General features: G+C 62.9%; 25 protein-coding genes. 13 read left to right on the top strand and 12 right to left on the bottom strand.

Annotated elements, in window-relative coordinates; genetic code table 11:
• Nucleotides 1-67 precede the first annotated feature (67 nt).
• Nucleotides 68-1,063: a tripartite tricarboxylate transporter substrate binding protein gene (locus IVB05_RS23340; protein ID WP_247778256.1), complete on the top strand. Its 996-nt coding sequence runs from the start codon at nt 68-70 to the stop codon at nt 1,061-1,063.
• Between the two features lie 22 nt (nt 1,064-1,085).
• On the opposite strand, the gene IVB05_RS23335 is transcribed toward IVB05_RS23340, so the two are convergent.
• Genes IVB05_RS23335 through IVB05_RS23310 form a run of 6 tightly spaced genes read right to left on the bottom strand, consistent with a single transcriptional unit; the run spans nt 1,086 to nt 3,821 of the window.
• Complete coding sequence (locus IVB05_RS23335) at nt 1,086-1,523, bottom strand: DUF1801 domain-containing protein (RefSeq protein WP_247778255.1); 438 nt, start codon at nt 1,521-1,523, stop codon at nt 1,086-1,088.
• A 53-nt stretch (nt 1,524-1,576) separates the two neighbouring features.
• On the bottom strand, nt 1,577-2,317 hold the full coding sequence (locus IVB05_RS23330) for a DUF695 domain-containing protein (protein ID WP_247778254.1): 741 nt from the start codon (nt 2,315-2,317) through the stop codon (nt 1,577-1,579).
• Nucleotides 2,318-2,324: 7 nt separating this feature from the next.
• Nucleotides 2,325-2,792 carry a DUF1801 domain-containing protein gene (locus IVB05_RS23325; RefSeq protein WP_247778253.1) on the bottom strand — a complete coding sequence of 156 codons (468 nt, stop codon included), beginning with the start codon at nt 2,790-2,792 and terminating at the stop codon, nt 2,325-2,327.
• A 23-nt stretch (nt 2,793-2,815) separates the two neighbouring features.
• The gene (locus IVB05_RS23320) at nt 2,816-3,022 is read right to left on the bottom strand and encodes a hypothetical protein (protein WP_247778252.1); all 207 of its coding nucleotides are present in this window, start codon (nt 3,020-3,022) and stop codon (nt 2,816-2,818) included.
• Between the two features lie 47 nt (nt 3,023-3,069).
• Nucleotides 3,070-3,501, bottom strand: a complete 432-nt coding sequence (locus IVB05_RS23315) for an SRPBCC domain-containing protein (RefSeq protein WP_247778251.1) — start codon at nt 3,499-3,501, stop codon at nt 3,070-3,072.
• Nucleotides 3,498-3,821: a metalloregulator ArsR/SmtB family transcription factor gene (locus tag IVB05_RS23310; protein ID WP_247515881.1), complete on the bottom strand. Its 324-nt coding sequence runs from the start codon at nt 3,819-3,821 to the stop codon at nt 3,498-3,500. The genes IVB05_RS23315 and IVB05_RS23310 overlap by 4 nt, the downstream gene beginning before the upstream one ends.
• Nucleotides 3,822-4,086: 265 nt before the next feature.
• On the opposite strand from IVB05_RS23310, the gene IVB05_RS23305 reads away from it, so the two are divergent.
• On the top strand, nt 4,087-4,710 hold the full coding sequence (locus IVB05_RS23305) for a class I SAM-dependent methyltransferase (protein WP_247778250.1): 624 nt from the start codon (nt 4,087-4,089) through the stop codon (nt 4,708-4,710).
• 24 nt (nt 4,711-4,734) lie between these two features.
• On the opposite strand, the gene IVB05_RS23300 is transcribed toward IVB05_RS23305, so the two are convergent.
• The gene (locus IVB05_RS23300) at nt 4,735-5,139 is read right to left on the bottom strand and encodes a four-helix bundle copper-binding protein (protein WP_247778249.1); all 405 of its coding nucleotides are present in this window, start codon (nt 5,137-5,139) and stop codon (nt 4,735-4,737) included.
• A 229-nt stretch (nt 5,140-5,368) separates the two neighbouring features.
• Here IVB05_RS23300 and IVB05_RS23295 point away from each other — a divergent pair, with 229 nt between their 5' ends.
• The 8 genes from IVB05_RS23295 to IVB05_RS23260 all read left to right on the top strand — a co-directional run bounded on the left by IVB05_RS23295 (nt 5,369) and on the right by IVB05_RS23260 (nt 13,991).
• Nucleotides 5,369-5,743, top strand: coding sequence for a hypothetical protein (locus tag IVB05_RS23295; RefSeq protein ID WP_247778248.1), 375 nt, complete (start codon nt 5,369-5,371; stop codon nt 5,741-5,743).
• A gap of 78 nt (nt 5,744-5,821) precedes the next feature.
• Nucleotides 5,822-6,229 carry a FixH family protein gene (locus IVB05_RS23290; protein WP_247778247.1) on the top strand — a complete coding sequence of 136 codons (408 nt, stop codon included), beginning with the start codon at nt 5,822-5,824 and terminating at the stop codon, nt 6,227-6,229.
• Nucleotides 6,226-7,629 (top strand): efflux RND transporter periplasmic adaptor subunit, encoded by a 1,404-nt coding sequence (locus IVB05_RS23285; protein ID WP_247778246.1) that lies wholly within the window; start codon nt 6,226-6,228, stop codon nt 7,627-7,629. Before IVB05_RS23290 ends, IVB05_RS23285 begins: the two co-directional genes overlap by 4 nt.
• Nucleotides 7,626-10,850: an efflux RND transporter permease subunit gene (locus IVB05_RS23280; RefSeq protein WP_247778245.1), complete on the top strand. Its 3,225-nt coding sequence runs from the start codon at nt 7,626-7,628 to the stop codon at nt 10,848-10,850. Before IVB05_RS23285 ends, IVB05_RS23280 begins: the two co-directional genes overlap by 4 nt.
• 5 nt (nt 10,851-10,855) lie before the next feature.
• The gene (locus IVB05_RS23275; protein WP_247778244.1) at nt 10,856-11,413 is read left to right on the top strand and encodes a sigma-70 family RNA polymerase sigma factor; all 558 of its coding nucleotides are present in this window, start codon (nt 10,856-10,858) and stop codon (nt 11,411-11,413) included.
• Nucleotides 11,410-12,051, top strand: a complete 642-nt coding sequence (locus tag IVB05_RS23270) for a DUF1109 domain-containing protein (RefSeq protein ID WP_247778243.1) — start codon at nt 11,410-11,412, stop codon at nt 12,049-12,051. The genes IVB05_RS23275 and IVB05_RS23270 overlap by 4 nt, the downstream gene beginning before the upstream one ends.
• Nucleotides 12,052-12,598: 547 nt before the next feature.
• On the top strand, nt 12,599-13,315 hold the full coding sequence (locus IVB05_RS23265) for a cytochrome c family protein (protein WP_247778242.1): 717 nt from the start codon (nt 12,599-12,601) through the stop codon (nt 13,313-13,315).
• A gap of 64 nt (nt 13,316-13,379) precedes the next feature.
• Nucleotides 13,380-13,991 carry a class I SAM-dependent methyltransferase gene (locus IVB05_RS23260; RefSeq protein ID WP_247778241.1) on the top strand — a complete coding sequence of 204 codons (612 nt, stop codon included), beginning with the start codon at nt 13,380-13,382 and terminating at the stop codon, nt 13,989-13,991.
• 30 nt (nt 13,992-14,021) lie between these two features.
• On the opposite strand, the gene IVB05_RS23255 is transcribed toward IVB05_RS23260, so the two are convergent.
• The 5 genes from IVB05_RS23255 to IVB05_RS23235 all read right to left on the bottom strand — a co-directional run bounded on the left by IVB05_RS23255 (nt 14,022) and on the right by IVB05_RS23235 (nt 21,507).
• Nucleotides 14,022-16,130: a HAMP domain-containing methyl-accepting chemotaxis protein gene (locus IVB05_RS23255; protein WP_247778240.1), complete on the bottom strand. Its 2,109-nt coding sequence runs from the start codon at nt 16,128-16,130 to the stop codon at nt 14,022-14,024.
• Nucleotides 16,131-16,330: 200 nt separating this feature from the next.
• Complete coding sequence (gene ppx / locus IVB05_RS23250) at nt 16,331-17,833, bottom strand: exopolyphosphatase (protein WP_247778239.1); 1,503 nt, start codon at nt 17,831-17,833, stop codon at nt 16,331-16,333.
• A gap of 12 nt (nt 17,834-17,845) precedes the next feature.
• A complete protein-coding gene (locus tag IVB05_RS23245; RefSeq protein WP_247778238.1) occupies nt 17,846-20,041 on the bottom strand; it encodes an RNA degradosome polyphosphate kinase in 2,196 nt (731 codons plus the stop codon).
• A gap of 147 nt (nt 20,042-20,188) precedes the next feature.
• A complete protein-coding gene (locus IVB05_RS23240; protein WP_247778237.1) occupies nt 20,189-20,866 on the bottom strand; it encodes a DnaA/Hda family protein in 678 nt (225 codons plus the stop codon).
• A gap of 98 nt (nt 20,867-20,964) precedes the next feature.
• Nucleotides 20,965-21,507, bottom strand: coding sequence for a CDP-alcohol phosphatidyltransferase family protein (locus IVB05_RS23235; RefSeq protein WP_108519281.1), 543 nt, complete (start codon nt 21,505-21,507; stop codon nt 20,965-20,967).
• Nucleotides 21,508-21,657: 150 nt separating this feature from the next.
• Here IVB05_RS23235 and purM point away from each other — a divergent pair, with 150 nt between their 5' ends.
• From purM to IVB05_RS23220, 3 genes are all read left to right on the top strand, one after another.
• The gene (gene purM / locus IVB05_RS23230; protein WP_247778236.1) at nt 21,658-22,731 is read left to right on the top strand and encodes a phosphoribosylformylglycinamidine cyclo-ligase; all 1,074 of its coding nucleotides are present in this window, start codon (nt 21,658-21,660) and stop codon (nt 22,729-22,731) included.
• Nucleotides 22,728-23,381: a phosphoribosylglycinamide formyltransferase gene (gene purN, locus IVB05_RS23225; protein ID WP_247778235.1), complete on the top strand. Its 654-nt coding sequence runs from the start codon at nt 22,728-22,730 to the stop codon at nt 23,379-23,381. The genes purM and purN overlap by 4 nt, the downstream gene beginning before the upstream one ends.
• Before the next feature lie 62 nt (nt 23,382-23,443).
• Complete coding sequence (locus IVB05_RS23220) at nt 23,444-24,175, top strand: glutathione S-transferase family protein (RefSeq protein ID WP_247778234.1); 732 nt, start codon at nt 23,444-23,446, stop codon at nt 24,173-24,175.
• Nucleotides 24,176-24,259 lie beyond the last annotated feature (84 nt).

Raw genomic sequence — 24,259 nt, 5'->3', positions numbered from 1 at the left:
CGAAGCGAACAAGAAGAGCGGTCCAGCCGCCTCGCGCAACGCAACATGGTCAGGGAGGAGGCGGAACATGATTTCCGGCAAACTGGTTCGATCGAAAGCTCGCATCCTCGGTGTGGCGACCGCAACGCTTGTGCTGAGCGCGATCGCGTTGCCTGCAAAAGCGCAACCATATCCATCGCGATCGATCACGATGCTGGTCGGCTACTCCGCGGGAGGGCAGGCCGACGCCCTGGCCCGGATCGTGGGCAAGCAACTCGGCGAGAACCTCAAAGTATCCGTCGTCATCGAGAACAAGACGGGGGCGAACGGCATGATCGCGGCCCAGGCGGCCGCGCGCGCCGAGCCTGACGGTTACACCCTTCTTATGGTGACGGATGCGATGGTCACGATCGATCCGCACCTCGCCACCAGCAATCACTTCGACCTTTCGAAGGCAATGGAGCCGGTCGTCAACGTCGCATGGTCGCCGCTGCTGCTTGCCGCAGCCAACAATGTGCCGGCGAATTCGGTGGCCGAGCTCGTCGCGCTGGGCAAGCAAAAGTCGCAGAATTTGAGCTTTGGGAGCTCGGGCAGCTCGACGCCGCACCGCCTCGCCGGCGAGATGCTGCAGAAGTACGGCGGCTTCACCATGACCCACATTCCCTACAAGGGAACGGCGGCCTCGGTGAACGATCTCCTGGGCGGGCAGATACCGCTGCTGTTCGGCGCACCCACGGCGGTGGAGCCGCTGGCGACGGCGGGCAAGATCAAGGTGCTCGGCGTCACATCGGAAAAGCGATTCCCGTTGCTTCCCGACGTGCCGGCGATCAGCGAGACTTTTCCGCAGTTCAAGATCATCAGCTATATCGGGTTCATGCTCCCAAGGAATACGCCCAAACCGGTGATCGCTGCCTTGAACAAGGAAGTGAACCAGATACTTGCAACGGATTCGATGCGCGCCTGGCTGGACAAGCAGGGCATGGTCGCTGTCGGTGGCACGCCTGATGATTTCAGGCGCCAGATCGAGGTCGACTATCAGGCGCGCGGTGAGCTGGTCCGAGCTCTCGGCATTACCGGCGAGTGAGCGAGGGAGCGCCGTCGTTTCCTCAAGCGCTCTTTTTCTTCCGGGAGCGGGCAGCCCGCGCTGACATGTTCAGCGCCGCGGCCTCGCGAATGAGCGCCTTCAACGCCTTTTCATCGATCCTGTCGCCCTCGTGGAAATCGATGGCGCGCCTGGTGTTGCCTTCGAGGCTGGAGTTGAAGAGATCTGTCGGGTCGTCCAGCGAGGCGCCCCTGGCGAAGGTCATCTTCACGACAGCCTTGTAGGTCTCGCCAGTGCAGATGATGCCGTCGTGCTCCCATACCGGAACGCCGCGCCACTTCCACTCCTCGACCACTTCGGGGACGGCCTGCTTGATGATGCTCCTGATACGCGCGAGCGTCTCGCCGCGCCAATCACCCAGCTCCTTGATTCTCGCATCGATGTGCTGAGAGGGAGAGCTGCCGCCTTTTGCTTCGCTCGTGCCGCTCTTCTTTATCTTCATGGCTGTATTCTTCATGGTTGTTGCCGATAACTTTCCGCGACCTTCGCCGACATTCAGGGCGATACTTCGCAGCCCCAGCCGTCGTATTCGCCCGCTAGCTCAGCGACCTTCCGAAACAACGGAACGGCAATCTCGTCGATGCGCGCGGGCTGATCTACTCTGTAGAACTCGACGCGGAATTGACCATCGGCGTTCGGCTCGTCGGGGGCACTCTCGACGGTGTAACCCTCGCCCTGAACGTAATCTGTAAACGCAGTTTGCGCCTTCGGGTTCGGGAGGAAGGCAAGGTGATCAATCTTGCGCTCGTTGCTCGCGTTGTCGCCGTTCTTTTCCAGTTGCTGACGGACACGGCGGTTCATGATGCGCTGAAAGTCAATTTCTGATGGATACAAAAAGTCGAAATACGTTCGCCACTCCTGATCCGCGCGCGTGCCCGTTTCGTACTCGTAGGCAGGAAACTCGCGCATCGCGGCTTTGGCCGTCTTCTCGAAATTTGTGGAATCGGCAACATAGAAATAGAAATCCCTATTTCCGCTGGACGTGTTTCGACCAACGAAGACCGCCGCTCCATTCTCGATGACCTTTGCCGTTACGTGGTCTTCCAACGCAATGAGATCGTCGAATTCATCCTGGCTGGAGAGGCCGTCCTCTCGTGGGCGGAGCATCAGAACGCGGAGGTAACCCATCGTCGTATGACTTCTGATGGGAGCATCCTTGCTTATTCCCAAGTCGACAAAGATCGACGCCGGTTCACCGTCGACGCGGAGGGAGTAAAAGTCCCAGTCATCGCTCATGCATCACTCACAATCGTTCGCCGGGCAATTGGCTCGCCTGCTTCACCCAGGCAACGAACTGCGCTTCGTCAAGCTCACCCTCATGGATGTCGAGATAGCGCACTTCATTGTGCTTGGACTCGCCTGAAGGGACAGGGCGCAGCGATGTGCCGCGGAAGAATGTCACTTTGACGTATTTGGTGAAGCAATGAAAGCTGAGGAACCAGGGGCCCTGTTCCTCGACACCATAAAACGGCGAATTCCATTTGACCGCCTTGTGCACGCCGGGGACGGTGCGCACGATCAGCGCATCGAGCTGGCGCCCGAGGTCGCGCTTCCAGCCCGGCATGGCCGCGATGTAGGCCTGCACGGGCGCGTCGCCGTATCCCTTCGCGATCTGAGGATTGCCGCCCGAGAGCAACACGGGATTTGCGGCGGGCTGCTTGGCGGCGGCCTTGGCCGCCTTCGTCGGCCGTTTCGACGTCGTTTGCGCCATGGCGTTCACTCCCGTCCGGTGCTTCAACCGCTGCGCCATTTGGCGGCGTAGGGCAACGCGAACATGTACAAGCCAGTGAGCAGAAGCAAGATCAGCGGAAGCAGCGCCAGAAGGCCGACCCAGACGGCCTGCTTCTCCTGCACCATGGCGACGACGTTGACGATGACGGCCACCGTGAAGGCAATGGACAGCCAGCGGTGAATTTGCCGAATAGAAATATTCCAGTTCAATGAGACCTCCCTTGATTTGAAACGATCCGAAGCGCAACGCGGCGGTTTCAGTCCGCCCGCGCCACGAGCTCTTCCAGCTTCGCGAAGAATTGCTGCCATCCGGCGTGGGCGCCGCCGTAGGCCTGCTTCTGATCCGGCCGGAAGCCGGTCTGCTCCATGCGCAGCAGGGTCCCGGTGCGCGTTGGCGTGAGCGTAAAGGTCACCACGCTCTGCAGACTGAAGGCCGCATCCTCGTGCTTGAAATTCCAGGTGTAGGACAGCGCCTTGTCCGGCTCGATCGCGAGGACCTCGCAGTCCAGCACGCCGCCCCATTCGCCGCGAAGATTGAAATGATGACCCACGACTGGCTTGAAGTCGTTCTTCATCAGCCATTCCTCCATCAGGTGCGGTTGCGTGAGCGCGCGCCAGAGCTTTTCCGGGGGATGCGGCATTTCGCGCTCGACGACGACGGAGCGGGTTTCGGTCGCGGTGTTGGTCATTGGTCCATCCGTTTGAGTAGATCTTCGAGATCGTCGAATTTCCGCTGCCAGAACCCCGCCATCTCGCTCGTCCAGTCGATCAGCGGGGCCAGGGCGCCGAGCTGCGCGCTATAGTGCGTCTGCCGACCTTGATGGCGGTCGCGCACCAGCCCGGCCTGTTTGAGAACGCCGAGATGTTTTGAGACGGCCGGTTGCGAGATCCCGGCCCGCGCCGTCAGGGCTCCCACCGTCTGCTCTCCTTCGCGGCACAGCCGCTCGAAGATCGCCCGACGGGAAGGATCGGCGAGTGTTCTGAAGAGCACGTCGTGGGCGTTCGGCATCTGGGATCGATAACCTATGAGTTATTGATTTATCCATAACCGCGGAGATATGGGCTGGTCAAGTGGGAATTTGAAGCGCAATGGCAGGCCTCACTGAGGGAACCGCCGGTTCCTGAGCTTACTATATCCCGTTGGTTATGCATCACCGGCTGTCCCCGCGGCCATCCGCGCAGCAGAGCTGCGGGCGCGAACGCCGGCGACATGGTCGTTGGCTCGTTGTCGAAGACGGGCCGCATGACCATGTACGGACAGGGAGGTGAGGCTCATGGAAGATGCTGGCCGTCAGGCCCATTGGGAGAACGTCTACACGACGAAGCGCGAGAACGAGGTCAGCTGGTTTCAGCAAAGCCCGGCGCCTTCGCTCGAATTGATCGTGCAGGCAGGCGCTGTCAGCAATTCGGCCATCATCGACATCGGCGGCGGCGCTTCGCGGCTGGTGGACAATCTCGTCGAGCAGGGGTTTGAGGATGTCACCGTGCTCGATCTGTCGGGCGCGGCATTGGAGGCTGCCAAGGCTCGCCTCGGAGCGCGTGCCGACCGAGTTCACTGGCTGGTGGCGGACGCGACGATCTGGGAGCCGGAGAAGCGATACGACATCTGGCACGACCGGGCGGCGTTCCACTTTCTCACCGACGAGAAAGACCGCGCCGCCTATATCGAGCGCCTCGGACGAGGATTGAAAGCCGGAGGGCACGCCATCATCGCCACCTTCGCGCTCGACGGCCCTGAAAAGTGCAGCGGTCTGCCGGTCGCGCGTTACGACGCCGCAAGCCTCGGGCAGGCGCTCGGTTCGGGGTTTCACCTGGACCACACCCAACGGCACGAACACGCAACCCCCTGGGGCTCGCACCAGCTCTTCCAGTTCAGCGTTTTCAGGCGCGAGCGCTGATCCTGATCCACAGGCCTCAGCGCGCTAGTGCGCCATGCCACGTGCCACTTCCTGGCAGGCCTCCATGCAGCGGCGGCAGCTTTCCGCGCAGATCCGGCAATGTTCATGCACGGCGGCGTGCTTCTGGCACTCCTCCGCGCAAAGCCGGCAGGCGGCGGCGCAGACGCTGAGCATGCGGCGCATCACTTCGTCATCGGAACCGGTCCGGCGGGTCATGATGCGGCCGGTGATGTTGCAGATGTCGGCGCAATCCATATCCAGGCGGATACACTGGGTCAGCTCCTGCACCATGCGCTCCGACAGGCAGGCGTCGGCACAGGAGGTGCAGGTCTGGGCGCAGGAATAACATTCCTCGATGCAGCGGATCAGGGCGTCGTTGATCTGGCCCTGGACGGCCGGGTGGGTGCCGATCATTTCGCGGGCGTGCATGGTGGTGCTCCTGGCTGGAGGGCAGACCGCCACCGGGCGGTCGTTACCTTAAGTCGCGGCCCAGAAAAATGTTCTGGCTCTCCGGCAATACGAACCTGGCCCTGCCGGTGCGGATGGATTTGATTCATCGCAATGCGATCTTTCCCGACCGGGATATGTTAACGAAACCCGCGATTTCGTGATGGAACTTTGCTTCCCATCACGGGTCAGGTTGTGCGAAACTGGCCCCGTGAAACGCTCGATCCACCTTTGCCGGCTGCTGGCGGTCCTTGTGATCGTCGGCCTCGTCATCGCCCCGCTCACGGCGCGGGCGAATACGGGCGCGACGGCATCGATGGCGATGACGTCGATGTCCGACGACACGGCCGCCATGTCCGAAGACATGCCGTGTTGCCCGGACAAGTCGGCGCCTGTCGATTGCGGCCAGTGCCCGTTGATGGCGCTCTGCGTGTCGACGACGTTGCAGGCGCCGCTGCCGGCTGGTGTCGCTGAAATCCAGTCCGTTACGCTTCGGATGCTGCTTCCCGGCAGCGATCCAGAAGTGGAAAGCGTTGGATACTCACCCCCTCCAAAACCTCCCCGATCCCTGGTCCGTTCGGCGTAACGCCGGAGTCCCGCGGCGCTTTGTGGCGTCCGCGCCCATGCTGCGTTCGCAGCTGACCACGAGATCGAGGATATCACTATGAAGGCCATTCAATATTCGCGCACCCTTTGGGTTGCGTTGACCGGCGCTGCCCTGACCTGCGTCGCCACCGTCGCGCTCGCCGACATCAAGAACTACGAGTTCAGGCTGGTCGAGCCGACCGTCAAGACCGGTCCCGACAAAACTATCGCCGTGAAGCTCGTCGACAAGACGACGGGAAAGCCTGTTCCGGACGCGGTCATTTTCGCCACGCGCCTCGACATGGCTCCGGATGCCATGCAGGAGATGGTCACCAAGGTCACCCCGCTTCCGGGATCGGAGCCGGGCACCTACCGGTTCAAGGCCACCTTTGGCATGGCTGGCCGGTGGCAATTGTCGCTCGGCGCGAAGGTGCAGGGTGAAACCGGCACGGTCGAAAACAAACTCGTCATCCAGGCCGACCAATGAAACGGTCAGTCATGGTTGCGATCGCTGCTGCCGTCACGGCTGTGGCGATCGCTGGCGCCCTCTCGCGTCCATATCTCTGGCCGAGCAGAGAGACGAAGCACGCACACGTCATGGAGCAGGCGCGCGCCGAACCGGCTGTTGCTGCGATCTACTATCAGGATCCGGACGGCAAGACTTTGTATTCGCTGACGCCGAAGAAGACGCCTGACGGCCGCGACTACCGCGCCGTTCCCCGGGGCGCCGACATCAGTTTCGACGATCCGGCGGAAGTGGCGGCCGCGCCGCCCGCCGACCGCAAGATCAAGTATTACCGCAACCCGATGGGTCTGCCAGATGTTTCGCCGACGCCGAAGAAGGATTCGATGGGAATGGATTACATCCCCGTCTATGAAGGCGAGGACAGCGACGACGGATCGGTCAAGGTCTCGCCGGGAAAGATCCAGCGGACCGGCGTCAAATCGGAGCCCGCCGCCCGGCGCGTGATCCGTACCGCGATCCGCGCGCCGGGTACAGTGCAGCTCGATGAGCGCCGCGTCTCGGTGATCGCGATGCGCGCGGAAACCTACCTGCAATCGGTTGCCGACGTCACGACTGGCACCTTCGTCAAGAAGGGACAGCCTTTGATGCAGGTCTACAGTCCCGCAGTTTCCAGTGCGGCCGCCGAATATGTGACGACCTTGACGTCCAGGACTACGGCGGGCGAACCCTCCTACGGACGCGGCTCGCGGCAACGGTTGATGAATCTCGACGTGCCCGACGCGGTGATCACCGCGATCGAACGGACGCGGGTCGTTCCCGTGACCGTCGAGTGGTCGGCCCCGCGCGATGGCATCGTACTGGAACGCAACGCGGTCCAGGGCATGCGAGCTCAACCGGGCGACGTGCTCTTCCGCGTCGCCGACACCTCGGTTGTCTGGGCATTGATCGACGTGGCCGAGCGCGACCTCGGCTCGCTTGCGGTCGGACAGCCCGTAACCGTCCGGGCGCGCAGCTTCGCCGCGCGGGACTTCTCCGGAAAAATCGCGGTCGTCTACCCCCAGGTCAACCGCGAGACACGGACAGCCCGCGTTCGGATCGAACTCGACAATTCAGATCTGGCGTTACTGCCGGACATGTACGTCGATGCCGACATCGAGATTGGCGGCTCGGAGCCCGTTCTGGCGGTTCCCGACAGTTCGGTGCTCGATACGGGCTCTCGGCAGGTCGTTCTGGTCGACAAGGGCGAGGGCCGGTTCGAACCTCGCGACGTCCAGATCGGCCGCCGGGGCGGCAGCCTGATCGAAATCCGCAGCGGGGTGAAGGACGGAGAGCCCGTTGTCGTTGCGGCCAATTTTCTGATCGATGCGGAGAGTAACCTGAAGGCCGCTCTCAAGGGCTTTGCCGAGGGAGCTCAGCAATGATTGCCCGCTTGATCGCCTGGTCGGCCCGTAACCTGCTGCTGGTGCTGTTCGGCACCGGCTTCGCTGCTGCGGCGGGTATCTACGCGCTCGTCCATCTGCCGCTGGACGCCATCCCCGACCTCTCTGACACGCAGGTCATCGTCTACACGGAGTACCCCGGCCAGGCGCCCCAGGTCATCGAGGACCAGGTCACCTATCCCTTGACGACGGCGATGCTGACGGTACCGAAGTCGAAAGTCGTTCGCGGCTTCTCGTTCTTCGGCGTCTCGTTCGTCTACGTCATTTTTGAAGACGGGACCGACATCTATTGGGCGCGCTCGCGGGTGCTCGAATTCCTGAACGGCGCGACCTCACGCATTCCCGCCGGCGTGACGCCGACCATCGGCCCGGATGCGACCGGTGTCGGCTGGGTTTACCAATATGCTATCGTGTCGAAGGAGCTGAACCTTTCCGACACCCGCACGATTCAGGACTGGAATCTGAAGTTCGCGCTCGCCAAGGCCGAAGGCGTCGCGGAAGTGGCGAGCGTCGGCGGCTTCGTCAAGCAGTACAATGTGATCCTCGATCCGCAGCGCATGCGCGACCGCGGCATCACCATGCAGAAGATGCGCGAGGCGATCCGTGCCAGCAACGCTGACGTTGGCGGCCGCACCGTCGAGCTGTCCGAATTCGAATACGTCATCCGTGGCAAGGGCTATCTGAAGAGCATCAACGATCTCGGCAACGTCGTGCTGAAAGTGAGCAACGGCACGCCGGTGTTGCTGCGCGACGTCGCCCGGGTGGAGCTCGGCCCCGACGAGCGGCGCGGCATCACCGAACTGAACGGGGAGGGCGAGGTCGCGAGCGGTATCGTGCTGCAGCGCTTTGGCGTCAACGCACTCAACGTCATCGAGAACGTCAAGAAGCGTTTCCAGGAAATCGCAAGCAGCCTGCCGAAGTCGGTCGAGATTGTTCCGGTCTACGACCGCTCGAACCTGATATACGCAGCAATCGACACGCTCAAGCACACGCTGTTCGAGGAGAGCGTCGTCGTCGCATTGGTCTGCATCGTGTTCCTGCTGCACGTCCGCAGCGCGCTGGTCGCCATCCTGATGCTGCCGGTCGGCGTGCTGATGGCCTTCGGTGCGATGAAATTGCTGGGGATTGGCTCCAACATCATGAGCCTCGGCGGCATTGCGATCGCGATCGGCGCCATGGTGGATGCGGCGATCGTCATGATCGAGAATGCCCACAAGCACCTCGAACGGGCCGAGCCTGGACAGTCGCGGGTCGCGATCCTGATCGAGGCGGCCGCCCAGGTCGGGCCGGCGTTGTTCTTCAGCCTGCTGATTATCACCGTGTCATTCATGCCGATCTTCACGCTGGAGTCGCAGGAAGGACGGCTGTTCAGTCCACTGGCTTTCACAAAGACTTTCGCCATGGCTGCCGCCGCGCTTCTCTCGGTGACGCTTGTGCCGGCGCTAATGGTGATCTTCGTCCGCGGCAAGATCGTTCCCGAGCACAAAAACCCGATCAACCGCTTCTTGATCTGGATCTATCGGCCCGTCATCAAGAGCGTCATGCGCGCCAAGTCTCTCGTGATCCTGATCGCGCTCGCCGTTCTGGCCGTGACGGTGTGGCCAGCTCGGCAGCTCGGCACCGAGTTCATGCCCAATTTGAACGAGGGCACGCTGCTCTACATGCCGACAACATTGCCGGGCATCTCTGTCACCAAGTCCGCTGAACTGATGCAGACACAGGATCGGATCATCCGGTCTTTTCCGGAAGTCGAATCCGTCTACGGCAAGGCAGGCCGCGCCGCGACCGCAACCGATCCGGCGCCGTCGGAAATGTACGAGACCGTCGTCAATCTCAAGCCAAAGCAGGAGTGGCGGGCCGGCGTGACGATCGACAGCCTGATCGCGGAGATGGACAAGGCGCTACAGTTTCCCGGCGTCTCCAACGCCTGGACCATGCCGATCAAGGCTCGCATCGACATGCTGTCGACCGGCATCCGCACCCCGGTCGGGGTCAAGGTGATCGGCACCGATCTGGTCGAGATCGACAAGCTCGCCAAGCAAATCGAGCAAGTCCTGAAGGCTGTCCCCGGCACCTCGTCCGCCTACGCCGAGCGTGGCATCGGCGGCTATTATCTGGAGATCACGCCGGACCGCGAAGCGATGGCGCGCTACGGCATCATGGTCCAGGACGTCCAGGATACCATTGCAACGGCGCTTGGCGGACAGACGGTCACGACGACAGTCGAGGGACGCCAGCGCTTCTCCGTCAACATGCGCTACCCCCGGGATTTGCGCGACAATCCAAAGGCGATTGCAAGCGACGTGCTGGTGCCGATGCCGGCCGGCGGCGCCGTCCCGCTCGGCGAAGTCGCAAAGATTGCCCCCGCGCGCGGGCCGTCCTCGATCCGCACCGAGAACGGCCAGTTGGCGACCTACATCTATGTCGACATCCGCGACCGCGACCTCGGCGGCTATGTCGCCGAGGCGCAGCGCGCCGTGCAAGCCAGCATCCAGTTTCCACCCGGCTACTATGTGATGTGGAGCGGCCAGTACGAATATCTCGAACGCGCCACCGCACGGCTCAAAATCGTCGTTCCCGCGACGCTGCTCATCATCTTCCTGCTGTTGTATCTCAACTTCAGGTCCGTCACCGAGACGATGATCGTGATGCTGTCGCTGCCGTTCGCGCTAGTCGGCGGGTTCTGGCTGATGTGGTGGCTCGGCTTCAACCTTTCGGTGGCGGTCGCGGTCGGCTTCATCGCACTGGCCGGTGTCGCCGCCGAGACCGGTGTGGTGATGCTGATCTATCTCAACCAGGCATTGGCTGAGATCAAGGGCCGGCGCGAAGCCGAGGGCCGCGCCCTAACGCGTAGCGACCTCTACGATGCCATCATGGAGGGCGCGGTCGAGCGCGTGCGGCCGAAGATGATGACGGTGGTGGCCATCATGGCCGGGCTGCTCCCGATCATGTGGAGCAGCGGCACCGGCTCGGAGATCATGCAGCGCATCGCCGTGCCGATGATTGGCGGCATGATCTCCTCCACCTTGCTGACGCTGATCGTGATCCCGGCGATCTTCGGCCTGGTGAAGGGATTTGGGCTGAAAGATATGGAAGATTCTGCCGGGGCGCCGCCGTCGATCGCTTCCCCTGTCGGACCGCGAAAAGTTCCCGAGTCTGCCGACTGTAACCAAATCCGCCGGACCGTCGAACTAACGAGATAGCAGGCATGACGACCCTGGAAATCGAACTCAAGGCCCTCATGCTTGCGAGCCTGGACGGTAACGCGGCGTCGCACCGCTCGCTGCTCGACCGGTTGAGCCGTCGCCTGCGTGCCTATTACAAGACCAAACTCGTCGCAGTCGGCAGGGGAATAGCGGAGGCGGAAGATTTGGTGCAGGAAGCCATATTGGCGATACACCTCAAGCGGCATACCTATGATCCGCGGGAGCCACTCACGCCTTGGGTGCACGCCATCGCGCGCTACAAACTGATCGATTTTCTGCGCCGCAATCGCGCGTCGCTCGCCGAGATGCCGATCGACGCGGCCGATGAGGTCATGGCACATGATGACAATGCCGACGCCGAAAGCACGCATGATATCCGGCGGCTTATGCAGCGGCTGCCGGAAGGCATGCAATGTGCGATCGGGGCCGTAAAACTTGACGGGCTGAGCGTGGCCGAAGCCGCGAAACGATGCGGTCTCTCGGAGTCGGGCGTAAAGGTAAATATTCATCGCGGGCTCAAAGCGCTCGCTGCGTCGATTGCCCGGGAAACGCGAACATGAAGACGGATGATCTGGTTGCGCTTCTGAGTGCGAATCTTGAGCCGGTCGACCGCAACGCGGTTGTCCGAACGCTGCATGTCGCAATTGCCGCGGCGGCGATCGCGGCCCTCGGCATCGCTTTTGCAGGCCTGGGCCTCCGCCCCGATTTGACGACAACCCGCGCGCTGATCTATCTCACCATCAAGCTGGCGTTCGCGATTGGGATCGGCGGTCTCGCGATGGCCTACTTGATGAGGCTGGCGCGCCCCGGCGGTGAACGGAGGATGTCGCTCTTCCTTATCGCTGCGCCGTTTCTCATCGTCGTGATTCTTGCCTCAATCAGCCTTGGGTCCGCGCCCCCTGCGCATTGGGACCGGATGATCGTAGGCGATGAATGGCTGGAATGCCTCCTTTCCATTCCGGTCATTGCCATCGTGCCCTTTGCCGCTTCAATTTGGGCCGTGCGCCGAGCGGCGCCAACGAATCTCGTGCGCGCGGGCGCTTTCGCCGGTCTCGTCGCAGGAGGCGTGAGCGCGATGGCTTATGCGCTCCACTGCACCGACGATTCGCTGCCGTTTATTGCCGTCTGGTACGGTGGAACAATTGTGCTGTGCACCCTCGCGGGCGCGACATTGGGACCACGGCTGTTGAGTTGGTGAATGGCGTACCACGCGATGTCACGTCGGCGTGAGCGTGTAACCGGCTGACATTTGGCTCCGAACTCATGGTTAGAGGCGCACACCACGGCGCTTCCAACATCATGGAGCCGGGATATGTCGACCAAACACCTTCTCACAATTTCCCTCTTGTTGCCCCTTGTGGCGATCTCCGCGACAGCGCAAGCGGGTTCGACCATTACCGACAAGAGCTATTGGCCGAATGAGGCTAGGCGGAGCACGCCGATCGGAGCTGTCTCGCAAACCGGTCCGTATTCTGCGTTCGCCTACGATCGAGCAGCACTACGTTTGGCGCCCGCGACCGCCGGCGGCGGATCGGGGTTCCGCTACCAGGGCGGTCCGAAGGGCCGTTGACGTAGGTGGGCGCAACGGATCTCCCACAGCCGCAACCAGGCGTCGTTGACTAACGGCTGGCCACGCGGACTAAGTAGGGCATAGGGCTATCATGGTTGCCGATCGTGATCGTCTTAGTCCTCGCGGCTGCGGCGCCGATCAAGTATCTTCGCACTGCGAGCAAGGACGAGCGGCGATGAACAAGCTTGTCGCGATCGCACTTTCGACGTTGGCATGGTCTTCGCAGGCGATCGCCGAGCCAGGACAGCTTGCGCGGGGCCAGCGGGATTTTCGCATGTGCGCGCCGTGTCATTCGCTTGAACCGGATCGAAATATGACGGGGCCGAGCCTTGCCGGTCTGTGGGATCGGAAGGCCGGATCGTTGCCGAGCTTCGAACGCTACTCCGATGCTCTCAAATCGTCCGGCATCATCTGGGACGACCGCTCGCTGGATGCCTGGTTGACCGATCCCGATCGCATGGTGCCGGACAATGAAATGACGTTTAACGGCATCAAGGAGCCGCAGCACCGCGCAGACCTGCTCGCGTTTCTGAAGGAAGCAACAAAACCGGGAGCCGCGCCGGAGCGGTACGCTCAAGGGCAAATGGGAGGCATGGGCGGAATGATGGGTGGGATGATGGGCGGCGGCCGCGTTCCCAATTTGAAAAGCCTGGAATCGAACATGCAGGTGAAGACGATCACCTACTGTCGCGAGACCTATCGGGTGACCACGGCCGATGGCAAGACCCGCGCGTTTTGGGAGCGCAACCTGCGCCTGAAAACCGATTCCGGAAAAGATGGTCCGCAAAGCGGCGGACCAGCCCTTGTGCCTGCGGGAATGATGGGTGACCGGGCAGATGTGATTTTTGCCGCACCGGAAGAAATCAGCAAAGCGATCGAGGCGCGGTGCTGAGACCTGGCATGGGTGACTGGCGGCCCCCAAATACCATAGTCTCTCCAAACGCGAGTGTGCACCGATGGCCTTTTATAGTGACGTCGTCCTGCCAAGGCTCTGCGATCTCGCGATGCGCAACAAGCAGCTGCGGCCCTATCGCGCGCGAGTGATCGGCGCAGCCGAAGGCCGGGTGATCGAGATCGGCATCGGTTCAGGCCAGAATCTGCCCCTCTATCGGCCACCGGTGAAGGAGGTGTTGGCGCTGGAGCCGTCTGCGAAGCTGATCGCGATGGCTCGACGTGCGCTACGTCCGGGTATGCCGGTCAACTTCATCGAAGCTTCCGCGGAAGCCATTCCACTCGATGATCGCAGCGTTGATACCGTTGTCACCACCTGGACCTTGTGCAGCATTCCAGATGCCGCCATGGCGCTCACCGAAATGCGTCGCGTGCTTCGGCCGAGCGGGAAGCTCTTGTTCGTAGAGCACGGCATGGCGCCGGAAAAGAATGTGCGGCGATGGCAGGACTGGCTGACGCCTGCCTGGAAACGCATCAGTGGCGGCTGTCATCTCAATCGACCCATCAGCACGATGATCGAAAGTGCGGGCTTCAGGATTGATCGAGTGGAAACCGGTTATATGCCTGGACCCAAGGCGATGACCTTCATGTACGAAGGCAGCGCGCGGCCAAACTAGCGGGCCGCCGGCGAAGTTCCAATCCTTGCGCTACGCCGCGCGCACCTGACCGAGAAACGCGTCGACCTGCTCACGCAATTGCTGCGATTGCCGCGACAAATTGCCGGCGGCGGTCTCGACCTGGTTTGCCGCGATACCGGTGGCCGCGGCGCCCTCGGTCACGCCGCCGACATTGGCGGATACTTCCTGGGTGCCGGACGCGGCCTGCTGCACATTGCGCGCGATCTCCTGGGTCGCGGCGCCCTGCTGCTCGATGGCGGACGCAATCGTCGTTGCGATCTCGCTGATTTCGCCGATGGTCTTGCCGATCGCCTCGATCGAGACGACAGATTTCTGCGTGGCCCCCTGGATCGCGGCGATCTGGGAGGCGATCTCTTCGGTGGCTTTCGAGGTCTGCTCGGCGAGGCTCTTCACCTCGGCCGCGACGACGGCAAAGCCCCTGCCGCTGTCGCCGGCACGCGCCGCTTCGATGGTGGCATTGAGCGCCAGCAGATTGGTCTGCGAAGCGATGTTGTTGATCAGCTTGACGATGTCGCCGATCCGCTGGGCCATGGCCGCAAGTCCCTGAATCTCGGCGTTGGTGCCTTGCGCTTCCTGTACGGCTTTTGCCGCGATCGCCGCCGACTGGGTGACTTGCCGGCTGATCTCGCTGACGGAGGCCGACAGTTCTTCCGTGGCTGTTGCCACCGTCTGCACGTTGCTCGACGTTTCCTGCGCGCCTGAAGCCACGGCTGATGCCTTGTTGGTGTTCTCGGTCGCAACGGCTGCCATTCTTTCGGCGGTGGCGCGCATCTCGACAATCGATGCGGCAACTGCATCGAGCACGCTTGTGGCATTCCGGTCGAAGCCTTGCGTCAGCGCTTCCATCGCCTGCTGGCGATGTTCCTTCTTCTGCTGTTCGGCCCGTTGCTCGGTAGCCAGTGCGTTCGCCCCGATGGCGTTGTCGCGGAACACGGCGACCGATCGCGCCATCTCGCCGACCTCGTCGGCGCGCCCAAGCGCCGGAACGTCGATCGACATGTCGCCGCCGGCCAGACGTCGCATGGCAGCCGTCATCGCGGTCAAGGGACGGATGATGCGGCGCGACAGGATCCAGATCGAACCGATGCCGACACCGACGCCAAGCAGGGTGACGAGGGCGACCATGATGAGCTGGGTCCTGGCCGCCGCAGCCTTCGCGCCAGCGTGGCCATTGGTGACTTCGACCGCGGCATCCTTGATACGAACGATGGATTCGAGCGCCGGATTCGACGCGTCGTACCATTGCTGGACCGTCATCGGATAGGTGGTGCCCGCCGCGCCGGCCTTATAGACCGTATCGGTTTGAACCTTGAAATGGCCGAGGAAGTTTTGCTCCGCGGCGGCAACTGCAGAGACAAGCGGCGACACCGCACCGGCGGTCAGATCGCGTATCGTCTGCCAGTTCGACTGCACGTGCCCCCGCAAGTTGGCGATGTCACGCTGCTGCTCGGTCGATAGCGCGCGGCCGGCCGAGATGTTGCCGGCGTGGACGGCGCGTTCGCGGCCGGCATATTCGCGCATCAGGAACGCGCTTTGCTTGACCATCGTAACCTCGCCGACGATGGCATCTTCCTTGCTGATCTCGCGCGAGACGGAGGTCCAGAGCGATTGAATTCTGGTCAAGAACTCCGAGACGGTCGGATACCAGGATTTCAGCAGTTCGGCATCGCGCTGCTCCTTCGGAGACTGAAGGGCGGAATCCGCGCTGCGGCGAAGCTGCTTTACACGTTCGTAGGCCTGCTCGAGATCGGCAATCAGCTTCTTGCCCTCCGGCGTCGCGGTGGCGGCAATTTGCCTGAGCGCCGGAGCCAGGACAGCATCGCCCTGCGAGCGGCGCTTCTGAATCAGGTCGCGCGTTTCCGCGCTTGTCGGGAGAGGGGCCTGCAGCGCGGTGTTGGTCTGGCCGCGTTCGAGCTGAATGTTCTCCAGTCCCTTGAGCAGTTGATCGGCGTTTGCATTCACCTCGGCGACGCGGACGGCGGCCGCGTAGCTGCGCCAGGCGTCTGTTCCGGCAATGCCGCAGGAGATCAGTACCAGTGCCGCTAGCACGCCGACGATGACGGCGAGGGTGGTCTTGACGGTGAGGGTGCCCGAAAGGGCCTCGCGCTTCGGATGCATGGGGATACCTTCCGGTGGCTGCCCCTGACGACGGCCTCTTTGTTAGTACCAGCCGGCCGTTACCAAGCCGCTAATCGTGGTTGCCAAGGCTCTGTCTTAAAAGCCTTTTCGACATTTTCTGATATTCACGCGGACGCGCGGCATCCTTTAAGTTGCGGGGGCGCCGGCGGAATGATGGCGCGCGGCGTAGGGACGAAATATCACTTCCGCACGATCGAGCCGGCGCGCCCGACCAGCCGTGCCAGTTGCTTGAAGCGGCTGCCGACGCGGTCGGCGACGAGGTCGACCATGCGGTGTTCGAACACCAGCATCAGCTTGCGGCTGCCGCTGCGGAAATGCGTTGCGGGCAACACGCCGGTGCGCGCCGCCGAAATCAGATGCGCGACGCGGAAGGCCGCGCCGAGGATGCGGGCGCGCTCGTCCATCGCCGGCGGCACCAGCTCGCGGATTCGTGTCGGCGGTTCGTTTTCTTCGCTGAGGCCTGCGTAGCGGTAGAACACCGACAGCGCGACAAAGGCGCGGCCCTGATGGCTGATCGAGCCGAAATTGCCGTTGGTGATCAGGCTCAGCGTTTCTTCGCCGCGGTGGTCGGGATGCACGCGCCAGCCGACATCGGACAGCAGACAGGCGGCGTGGCGCAGGCGGCGGTCTTCCTCGGTCTCGCGCAGCTTCACGACCCGCACCAGCCGATCGGTCCATGCGACCAGTTCCTCGGCGTGGCGCGCGGAGCGCGACAGCAGCCCGTTCAGGGTTTGGGCGGCGCAGATGAAGCCGTCCTTGGCGCGTTCCTGCGGCGGCAGCATCTCGTAGAGCAGGCCCTCGCGCACGCCGAAGGTCGAAAACACGATCGTCTTCGGCTTGCCGACGCGGATGATGTATTCGAGCACCAGCGCCGCATAGGTGAGGAGCGGGCGCCGGGCGTCGGCGACCACCTCGATATCGGCGAGCATGTTGGCCGCCGCGAGCCGGCGCAGGCGCCGCGCGAAATCCAGCGCGTCGGCTGCCGGCAACTCATAGCCGTGCATCACCCGCAGCGGATAGCCGCTCTGGACGATGTGGATGCGCGCCAGCGCGCGCCAGGTGCCGCCGACCGCGTAGAAGGTGCGGCCGCTGCCGGCCTTGAGCTGGGCCACGCCGGACAGGTCGCTGCTGACGATGCGCTCGGCGCGCTTGAGCGATTTGTCCGACAGGTCCTGCAGCGCCAGGCTTCCGAGCGGCAGCGTAATGCCGCTGCTGACGCGGTTTTTCTGCACGTCGATCAGTTCGAGCGAGCCGCCGCCGAGATCGCCGACAATGCCGTCGGGATTGTGGATGCCGGAGACGACGCCGAGCGCGGAAAGCTTCGCCTCGCGCGGCCCCGACAGGATTTGAATCTCCGCGCCGCAGATGCGCTCGGCTTTGGCGATGAAGTCGGGACCGTTCCTGGCGTCGCGGCAGGCGGCAGTGGCGATGGCGAAGACGCGCCCCACCTGCTGGATGCGACACAGCGCCCGGAATCGCCGGAGCGCCGTCAGCGCCTTGGCAACTGCGTCCTCGGCCAAGAGACCGGTGCTCTGCACCTCGCGGCCGAGCCCGCACAGCGCCTTCTCGTTGAAGATGGTGACGAGGCTGCGTGCCATCGTCTCATAGACGACGAGACGAACCGAGTTCGAACCGATGTCGATGACGGCGACGCTGGAAGCGCGCTTGCGCGGCCGCTTCACAGCGGCGCTCCCTTATGACGATTGCTGACGCTCGTTACGGCGCGTGAGGCGGCGCGGCGAAGATTCCTTGAGAGACTTTCCACGGCCTGACAGACTCGGATTGGTCATGAAATAGTTGTGCAGATTGAATGGCTCTTCGCCTTTCGCGGCCTTCATACGCGTTGAGGACCCGTCCGGCAACAACTGCCAGCTCTGCTCGGTATCCTTCAGGTTCGCGACCATGATCTGTTCGAGAACCTGCTGATGTACCGTGGGATTTTGCAATGGACAGAGGATTTCGACGCGGCGGTCGAGGTTCCGCGGCATCATGTCGGCGGACGAGATATACACAGCCGCCTTCGGGCCGGGCAGGCCATGACCCATACCAAAGCAGTAGACGCGGCCGTGCTCGAGGAAGCGGCCGATGATGGATTTGACCCGGATGTTCTCGGAAAGGCCGGGAATGCCCGGGCGGAGGCAGCAGATGCCGCGCACCACCAGTTCGATCGACACGCCGGCCTGCGAGGCCTCGTACAGCGCGTCGATGACGTCAGGATCGACCAGCGAGTTCATCTTCATCCAGATCACGCCCGGCTTGCCGTGCCTGCTGTGATTGGTCTCGCCCTTGATGTGTTCGATGATGCGCTTGCGCAGCGTCAGCGGCGACACCGCCATCCGCTCGATGTCGCTCGGCTCGGCATAGCCGGTGATGTAGTTGAACACCCGCGCCGCGTCGCGGCCGATGATCGGGTCCGAGGTAAAGTATGAGAGATCGGTATAGATGCGCGCAGTGACCGGATGATAATTGCCGGTCCCGGTATGCACATAGGTCGTGAGATTGCCGCCCTCGCGCCGCACCACCATCGACAGCTTGGCGTGGGTCTTCAGTTCGAGAAAGCCGTACACCACCTGCACGCCGGCGCGTTCGAGGTCGCGCGCCCAGCGGATATTGGCTTCCTCGTCGAACCGCGCCTTCAACTCGATCAGCGCGGTCACCGATTTGCCGGCCTCGGCTGCTTCGGCAAGCGTGCGCACGATCGGCGAATTGTTCGAGGTGCGGTAGAGCGTCTGCTTGATGGCGACGACATCGGGATCGCGGGCGGCCTGCTGCAGGAACTGCACGACGACGTCGAAGGATTCGTAAGGATGGTGGACGATGAGGTCCTTTTGCCGGATCGCGGCGAAGATGTCGCCGCCGTGGTCGCGCACCCGTTCGGGGTGGCGCGGCACATAGGGCGTGAATTCGAGGTCGGGGCGGTCGAGCCGGGTGAGCTGCGAGAGCTCATTCATGGCCAGCACACCGTCGACCAGAAACACCTCATCGTCGGCCGCCGAAAGCGCCTGCCGCACGAAGGCGCACAGCGCTTCCGGCATCTTGGCTTCCATCTCGAGCCGGATCACCGAACCCCGTCGCCGCCGCTTCAGCGCGGTCTCGAACAGGCGAACCAGATCTTCGGCTTCTTCCTCGATTTCGAGTTCGGAGTCTCGGATGATGCGGAAGGCGCCCTGGCCCTTGACGGTGTAGCCGGGAAATAGTCGCCCGATGAACAGGCCGGTAGCCTGCTCGAGGGGGATCAGGTGCACCGCGCCGTCCTTGTGAGGCATGCGGATGAACCGGTCGATCTTGCCGGGCATGCGGATCAGCGCGTTCATCGGCTTGCCGTCGGACACCCGCGCCAACTGCAGCGCGATGGTGAAGCCGAGGCTCGGGATGAACGGGAACGGGTGCGCGGGATCGATCGCCAGCGGCGTCAGCAGCGGGAAGATGTTGCGCAGGAAGTGGTCCTCGAGCCAGCCGCGCTCCGCCTTGGTGAAGTCGTGGCCGTCGACCAGAATGATGCCGGCGTCCGACAGGGTGGCGCGCAGATCGCGCCAGATCGCCTGCTGGTCGGAGGCGAGTTCCGAAACCGTCTTGTTGATGAGGGTGAGCTGCTCGGCCGGCGTCAGGCCATCGGGGCTGCGTTCGGCGATGCCTTCACGGACCTGCGCCTTGATGCCGGCGACGCGGACCATGAAGAACTCATCAAGGTTATTGGCGGAAATCGATAGGAATCGGACCCGTTCCAGCACGGGATGACCAGGATTGACCGACTCCTCGAGCACCCGGCGGTTGAAATGCAGCCAGGACAGCTCCCGATTGATGAATCGTTCCGGGCTCGTGACAATCGTGGGGGGAGCCTCGGCAACTGGTTCTTTTTCTTTTATTTCAATGACTTGTGCCGATTCCATAAGGCTTTAATCCATCTCGGGAAGGCATGGGCTGGTTCAAGGGGGATGCCACCTACACCATGTGATACGCCGATGACGTTTCAATGACATTGATGTTCCGCCCACAGTCGGCGTCAAGGCGGCAGGAAGCAGCACGCAGCTGTCCGATCAGGCGTTGCGCAGCAGTTCCGCGGCCAACGCCCGGGTCACCGGCCGGCCGAGCCGCAGCGCCTCGGTATCCAGGAGGTCGACCGCCTGGCGGGCGGCGGAATAGGAGCGCTCGATCCGGGTGGCGAGGTAGCTCACGACGGTCTCGTCGATGCTCAACTGCCGGTCAGCGCAGAACTTGACGATCAGGCCGCGAAACAACAGGTCGTCGGGCGGCGATAGCGACACGACAGGGGCGGCGCGCAGCCGTGACCTGAGATCGCGCAGTTCGACCTCGAACGCCGCCGGCGGAACGCGGCCCGTGATCAGGACGAAGGCCTCGTCCTCGCGCGCCAGGTTCAGGAGGTGAAACATCGCGCGTTCATCGAAGTCGGCGGGTCTCAGGTCTTCAACCACCAGCGCGCCGGTGGCGAGCGCGCCGGGGACGGCAGCGGGGTCAAGCGCGTGCGCCGATGTCGCGCGCGCGCCGGCCTGTTCGGCCCAGATCGCGGCGAGATGGCTCTTGCCGGAGCCCTCCGGTCCTACCAGCAGCATGATGCGGTTCGGCCAGTCCGGCCAGCTTTCGATCAGCGAAAGCGCGGCTTCATTGGCTGGCCCTTCGAGGAAATTGTCGCGGGTCAGGCTCTCCGCATGCGGCAGCGCAAAGGCAAGCTGACGGGGTTGAACGCGGACTGCCACGCAAATCTCCAGGCCGGGATATTACAGCCTTCATAGCGCTTTCAAGCGAAGTGGGAACCGGTTGGCGTGAAGAAAACGCGTCAAAACAAAAAGGACGGTTAGCGCGCTTCGATCGTGCTCATGTGCCGCACCCACTCGACGAGATAGAGCGAGACGGAAACCAAAGTAAAGACCGTAACAAAACCCATCAGGATCACGTCATAGGGCGCCGGCTTGAAATTGAAACCGAGCGAAGCCAGCACCAGCGCGGCGAACGCCACCTGCGCCACCGTGTTGAGCTTCGACACCATCAGCGGTTTCATCGGAATCGGCTTGTCGAACAGCCATGACACGATCACGGCCGTGACGATCATGATGTCGCGCGACACCACGAGGATGACGATCCAGCGCGGAACCGCGCCCCAGATGCCGAGCGCGACATAGATCGAGACCAGCAGCGCCTTGTCGGCGAGCGGATCGAGCAGGGCGCCCAGTTCGCTCTGCATGTTGAAGCGTTTGGCCAGAAAGCCATCGACAGCGTCGCTGACGCCAGCAATCACGAAGATCGCGAACGCAATCTCCATCTGGCTGGAAACGATCGCCCAGACGATGACCGGCACCAGAATGATGCGGCCCAGCGTAATGATATTCGGAATACTCAACTCGGTCGCTTCCCGGCTCCCGGCCTAAAATCCGGCCCCTGGCGGGTTCTGCCGGTCCTTATCTACATAGTATATGCGCCAAGCGGTTGCGAGCCATTGCAGGATTGCGGAATTCCTCGTAACCAGCCGTCATCATACTGGAATTTGGGCATGATTGACCGCAAAAACGGGCTCACTTACGCCGATTCGGGCGTCGATATCGATGCGGGCAACCGCCTGGTCGATCTCATCAAGCCGATGGTCCGCGCCACCGCCCGGGCGGGCGCGGACGCTGAAATCGGCGGATTCGGCGGTCTGTTCGACCTCAAGGCGGCGGGTTTCAAGGACCCGGTGCTGGTGGCGGCGACCGACGGCGTCGGCACCAAGGTCAAGATCGCGATCGAGACCGGTCTGCACGGCGGCATCGGCATCGACCTGGTAGCGATGTCGGTCAACGACCTCGTGGTGCAGGGCGCGGAACCGCTGTTCTTCCTCGACTATTTTGCCTGCGGCAAGCTCGACCCCGAGGCGGCCGCAGCCATCGTGGCCGGCGTCGCCGAGGGGTGCCGGGAATCCGGCTGCGCCCTGATCGGCGGCGAAACCGCCGAGATGCCGGGGCTCTACAAGGACGGCGACTACGACCTCGCGGGCTTTGCGGTGGGGGCCGCCGAGCGCGGCACGCTGCTGCCGAGCGGGGATATCGCCGTGGGCGACGCGGTGATCGGATTGGCCTCGTCGGGGGTGCACTCCAACGGTTTTTCGCTGGTCCGCAAGATCGTCGAGCAATCCCGCGTGGCTTTCGACGCGCCGGCGCCGTTCTCGCCGGTCATGACGCTCGGCGGCGCGCTGCTGGCGCCGACGCGGCTCTATGTAAAATCCTGCCTGCGTGCGATCCGCGAGACCGGCGCCATCAAGGGGCTCGCGCATATCACCGGCGGCGGCTTCACCGACAACATTCCGCGCGTGCTGCCAAAGCATCTCGGCGTCGGCATCGATCTGGCGCGGCTGCCGGTGCTGCCGGTGTTCAAGTGGCTGGCGGCGCAGGGCGGCATCGCGGAACTCGAATTGTTGCGCACCTTCAACTGCGGCATCGGCATGATCGCGATCGTCAAGCCGGATGCGGTCGAGCAGGTGACGGAAATTTTGACCGCAAGCGGCGAGACCGTCGCCTTGCTCGGCGAAGTGATCCCGGCTGCGGGTGAACATCGCGTGGTCTACAACGGTCACCTTGATCTTTCGCAATGAAACGCCGTGTCGCCATACTGATCTCGGGGCGCGGATCGAACATGGCCGCGCTGATCGATGCGGCGAAGGCAGCGGATTTTCCGGCCGAGATCGTCGCCGTCATCTCCAACCGGGCCGATGCCCTCGGGCTGGAGAAGGCGGCCGCGAGCGGCATCACGACGACCGTCATCGAGAGCAAACCGTTCGGCAAGGATCGCGCCGGCTTCGAAGCCGTCCTGCAGCGGGCACTGGAGGAAAAGAAGGTCGAACTGATTTGTCTTGGCGGATTCATGCGGCTGTTTACCGCCGAATTCGTGCAGCGCTGGTACGGCAAGATGCTCAACATCCACCCTGCGCTGCTGCCGTCCTTTCCCGGCCTCGATCCACATGGCCAGGCGTTGCAGGCCGGGGTCAAGATCTCGGGTGCGACCGTGCACTTCGTGATCCCCGAAACCGACGCCGGCCCGATCATCATGCAGGGTGCGGTCACGGTGGCCGATGACGACACGGCCGAGACGCTGTCGCAGCGCATCCTCGGCATCGAGCATCGCATCTACCCGGAGGCGCTGCGGTTGCTTGCGAGCGGCAAGCTTCAACTCGAAGGCGACATCTGCAAGTTCGTTGACGGGGCCGATCGCGACGGCACCCTGATTTCGCCGCGGACGATCTGATACTATCCGCTCGTGTGCGAACGAGCGTGGCAATCGCGCTCCGCAAAATCCATCGAGGTTCCATGATCACGCTCTATGGCTCCGGGCCCAATTTCGGCCTTCCCGACGCAAGCCCGTTCGTGACCAAGGCCGAGACCTTGTTGCGGATGTCGAAACTCCCGTTCGAAAAGGCGCTGATGAGCTTTTCGAAGGCGCCCAAGGGCAAGATTCCCTACATCGAGGACGACGGCCAGCTGCTCGGCGACTCCACCCTGATCCGCTGGCACCTCGAGAAGAAATACGGCATCGATTTCGACCAGGGCCTGAGCGCCGAGCAGCTCGCCATCGCCTGGGCGTTCGAGAAGATGGCGGAGGATAATTTATACTGGGCCAGCGTCTATTTCCGCTGGATGATCGACGACAATTTCCGCAAAGGACCGGTCAATTTCTTCAAAGGCGTGCCTGCGCCGGTCCGGCCCGTCGTCGTGTCGATGATCCGCCGCCGCCTGCGCAAGACGTTGCAGGGCCAGGGAATCGGCCGTCACTCCGCCGACGAGATCACCGCGATCGGAATTCGCTCGATCGATGCGATGGCGGCCTATCTCGGCGACAAGCCGTTCTTCATGGGCACCGCGCCCGCTGGCATCGACGCCACGATGTTCGCCTTCGCGGTCAGTGCGATTTGTCCGGTGTTCGAATCGGATTTGCAGCGGGCGGCCGCAAGCCATGACAATTTGCGGCGGTATGTCGGGCGGATGACTGCGCGATTCTATCCGGAGCTCGGCGAGATCGCGGGTTGCCAAGCGGCGGCCTGAATGTCGGGGCAGGGCGTTCGCAAGGTTTGACGACTGCCGGAAACGTGGTCGCAGTGTCGCGCGAGCTGTGGCAGCCGAACAACA

Source organism: Bradyrhizobium sp. 170 (assembly GCF_023101085.1).
Classification (GTDB): domain Bacteria; phylum Pseudomonadota; class Alphaproteobacteria; order Rhizobiales; family Xanthobacteraceae; genus Bradyrhizobium.
The sequence above is the reverse complement of the archived record's forward strand: the minus strand, read 5'-3'. Positions and strand labels throughout refer to the sequence as shown.

What these genes read in the sequence shown, in the direction of transcription:
- IVB05_RS23340 (WP_247778256.1), top strand. Translation starts at nt 68, where the DNA reads ATGATTTCCGGCAAACTGGTTCGATCGAAAGCTCGCATCCTCGGTGTG.
- IVB05_RS23335 (WP_247778255.1), bottom strand. Translation starts at nt 1,523, where the DNA reads ATGAAGATAAAGAAGAGCGGCACGAGCGAAGCAAAAGGCGGCAGCTCT.
- IVB05_RS23330 (WP_247778254.1), bottom strand. Translation starts at nt 2,317, where the DNA reads ATGAGCGATGACTGGGACTTTTACTCCCTCCGCGTCGACGGTGAACCG.
- IVB05_RS23325 (WP_247778253.1), bottom strand. Translation starts at nt 2,792, where the DNA reads ATGGCGCAAACGACGTCGAAACGGCCGACGAAGGCGGCCAAGGCCGCC.
- IVB05_RS23315 (WP_247778251.1), bottom strand. Translation starts at nt 3,501, where the DNA reads ATGACCAACACCGCGACCGAAACCCGCTCCGTCGTCGTCGAGCGCGAA.
- IVB05_RS23310 (WP_247515881.1), bottom strand. Translation starts at nt 3,821, where the DNA reads ATGCCGAACGCCCACGACGTGCTCTTCAGAACACTCGCCGATCCTTCC.
- IVB05_RS23305 (WP_247778250.1), top strand. Translation starts at nt 4,087, where the DNA reads ATGGAAGATGCTGGCCGTCAGGCCCATTGGGAGAACGTCTACACGACG.
- IVB05_RS23300 (WP_247778249.1), bottom strand. Translation starts at nt 5,139, where the DNA reads ATGCACGCCCGCGAAATGATCGGCACCCACCCGGCCGTCCAGGGCCAG.
- IVB05_RS23290 (WP_247778247.1), top strand. Translation starts at nt 5,822, where the DNA reads ATGAAGGCCATTCAATATTCGCGCACCCTTTGGGTTGCGTTGACCGGC.
- IVB05_RS23285 (WP_247778246.1), top strand. Translation starts at nt 6,226, where the DNA reads ATGAAACGGTCAGTCATGGTTGCGATCGCTGCTGCCGTCACGGCTGTG.
- IVB05_RS23280 (WP_247778245.1), top strand. Translation starts at nt 7,626, where the DNA reads ATGATTGCCCGCTTGATCGCCTGGTCGGCCCGTAACCTGCTGCTGGTG.
- IVB05_RS23275 (WP_247778244.1), top strand. Translation starts at nt 10,856, where the DNA reads ATGACGACCCTGGAAATCGAACTCAAGGCCCTCATGCTTGCGAGCCTG.
- IVB05_RS23270 (WP_247778243.1), top strand. Translation starts at nt 11,410, where the DNA reads ATGAAGACGGATGATCTGGTTGCGCTTCTGAGTGCGAATCTTGAGCCG.
- IVB05_RS23265 (WP_247778242.1), top strand. Translation starts at nt 12,599, where the DNA reads ATGAACAAGCTTGTCGCGATCGCACTTTCGACGTTGGCATGGTCTTCG.
- IVB05_RS23260 (WP_247778241.1), top strand. Translation starts at nt 13,380, where the DNA reads ATGGCCTTTTATAGTGACGTCGTCCTGCCAAGGCTCTGCGATCTCGCG.
- IVB05_RS23255 (WP_247778240.1), bottom strand. Translation starts at nt 16,130, where the DNA reads ATGCATCCGAAGCGCGAGGCCCTTTCGGGCACCCTCACCGTCAAGACC.
- IVB05_RS23245 (WP_247778238.1), bottom strand. Translation starts at nt 20,041, where the DNA reads ATGGAATCGGCACAAGTCATTGAAATAAAAGAAAAAGAACCAGTTGCC.
- purM (WP_247778236.1), top strand. Translation starts at nt 21,658, where the DNA reads ATGATTGACCGCAAAAACGGGCTCACTTACGCCGATTCGGGCGTCGAT.
- purN (WP_247778235.1), top strand. Translation starts at nt 22,728, where the DNA reads ATGAAACGCCGTGTCGCCATACTGATCTCGGGGCGCGGATCGAACATG.
- IVB05_RS23220 (WP_247778234.1), top strand. Translation starts at nt 23,444, where the DNA reads ATGATCACGCTCTATGGCTCCGGGCCCAATTTCGGCCTTCCCGACGCA.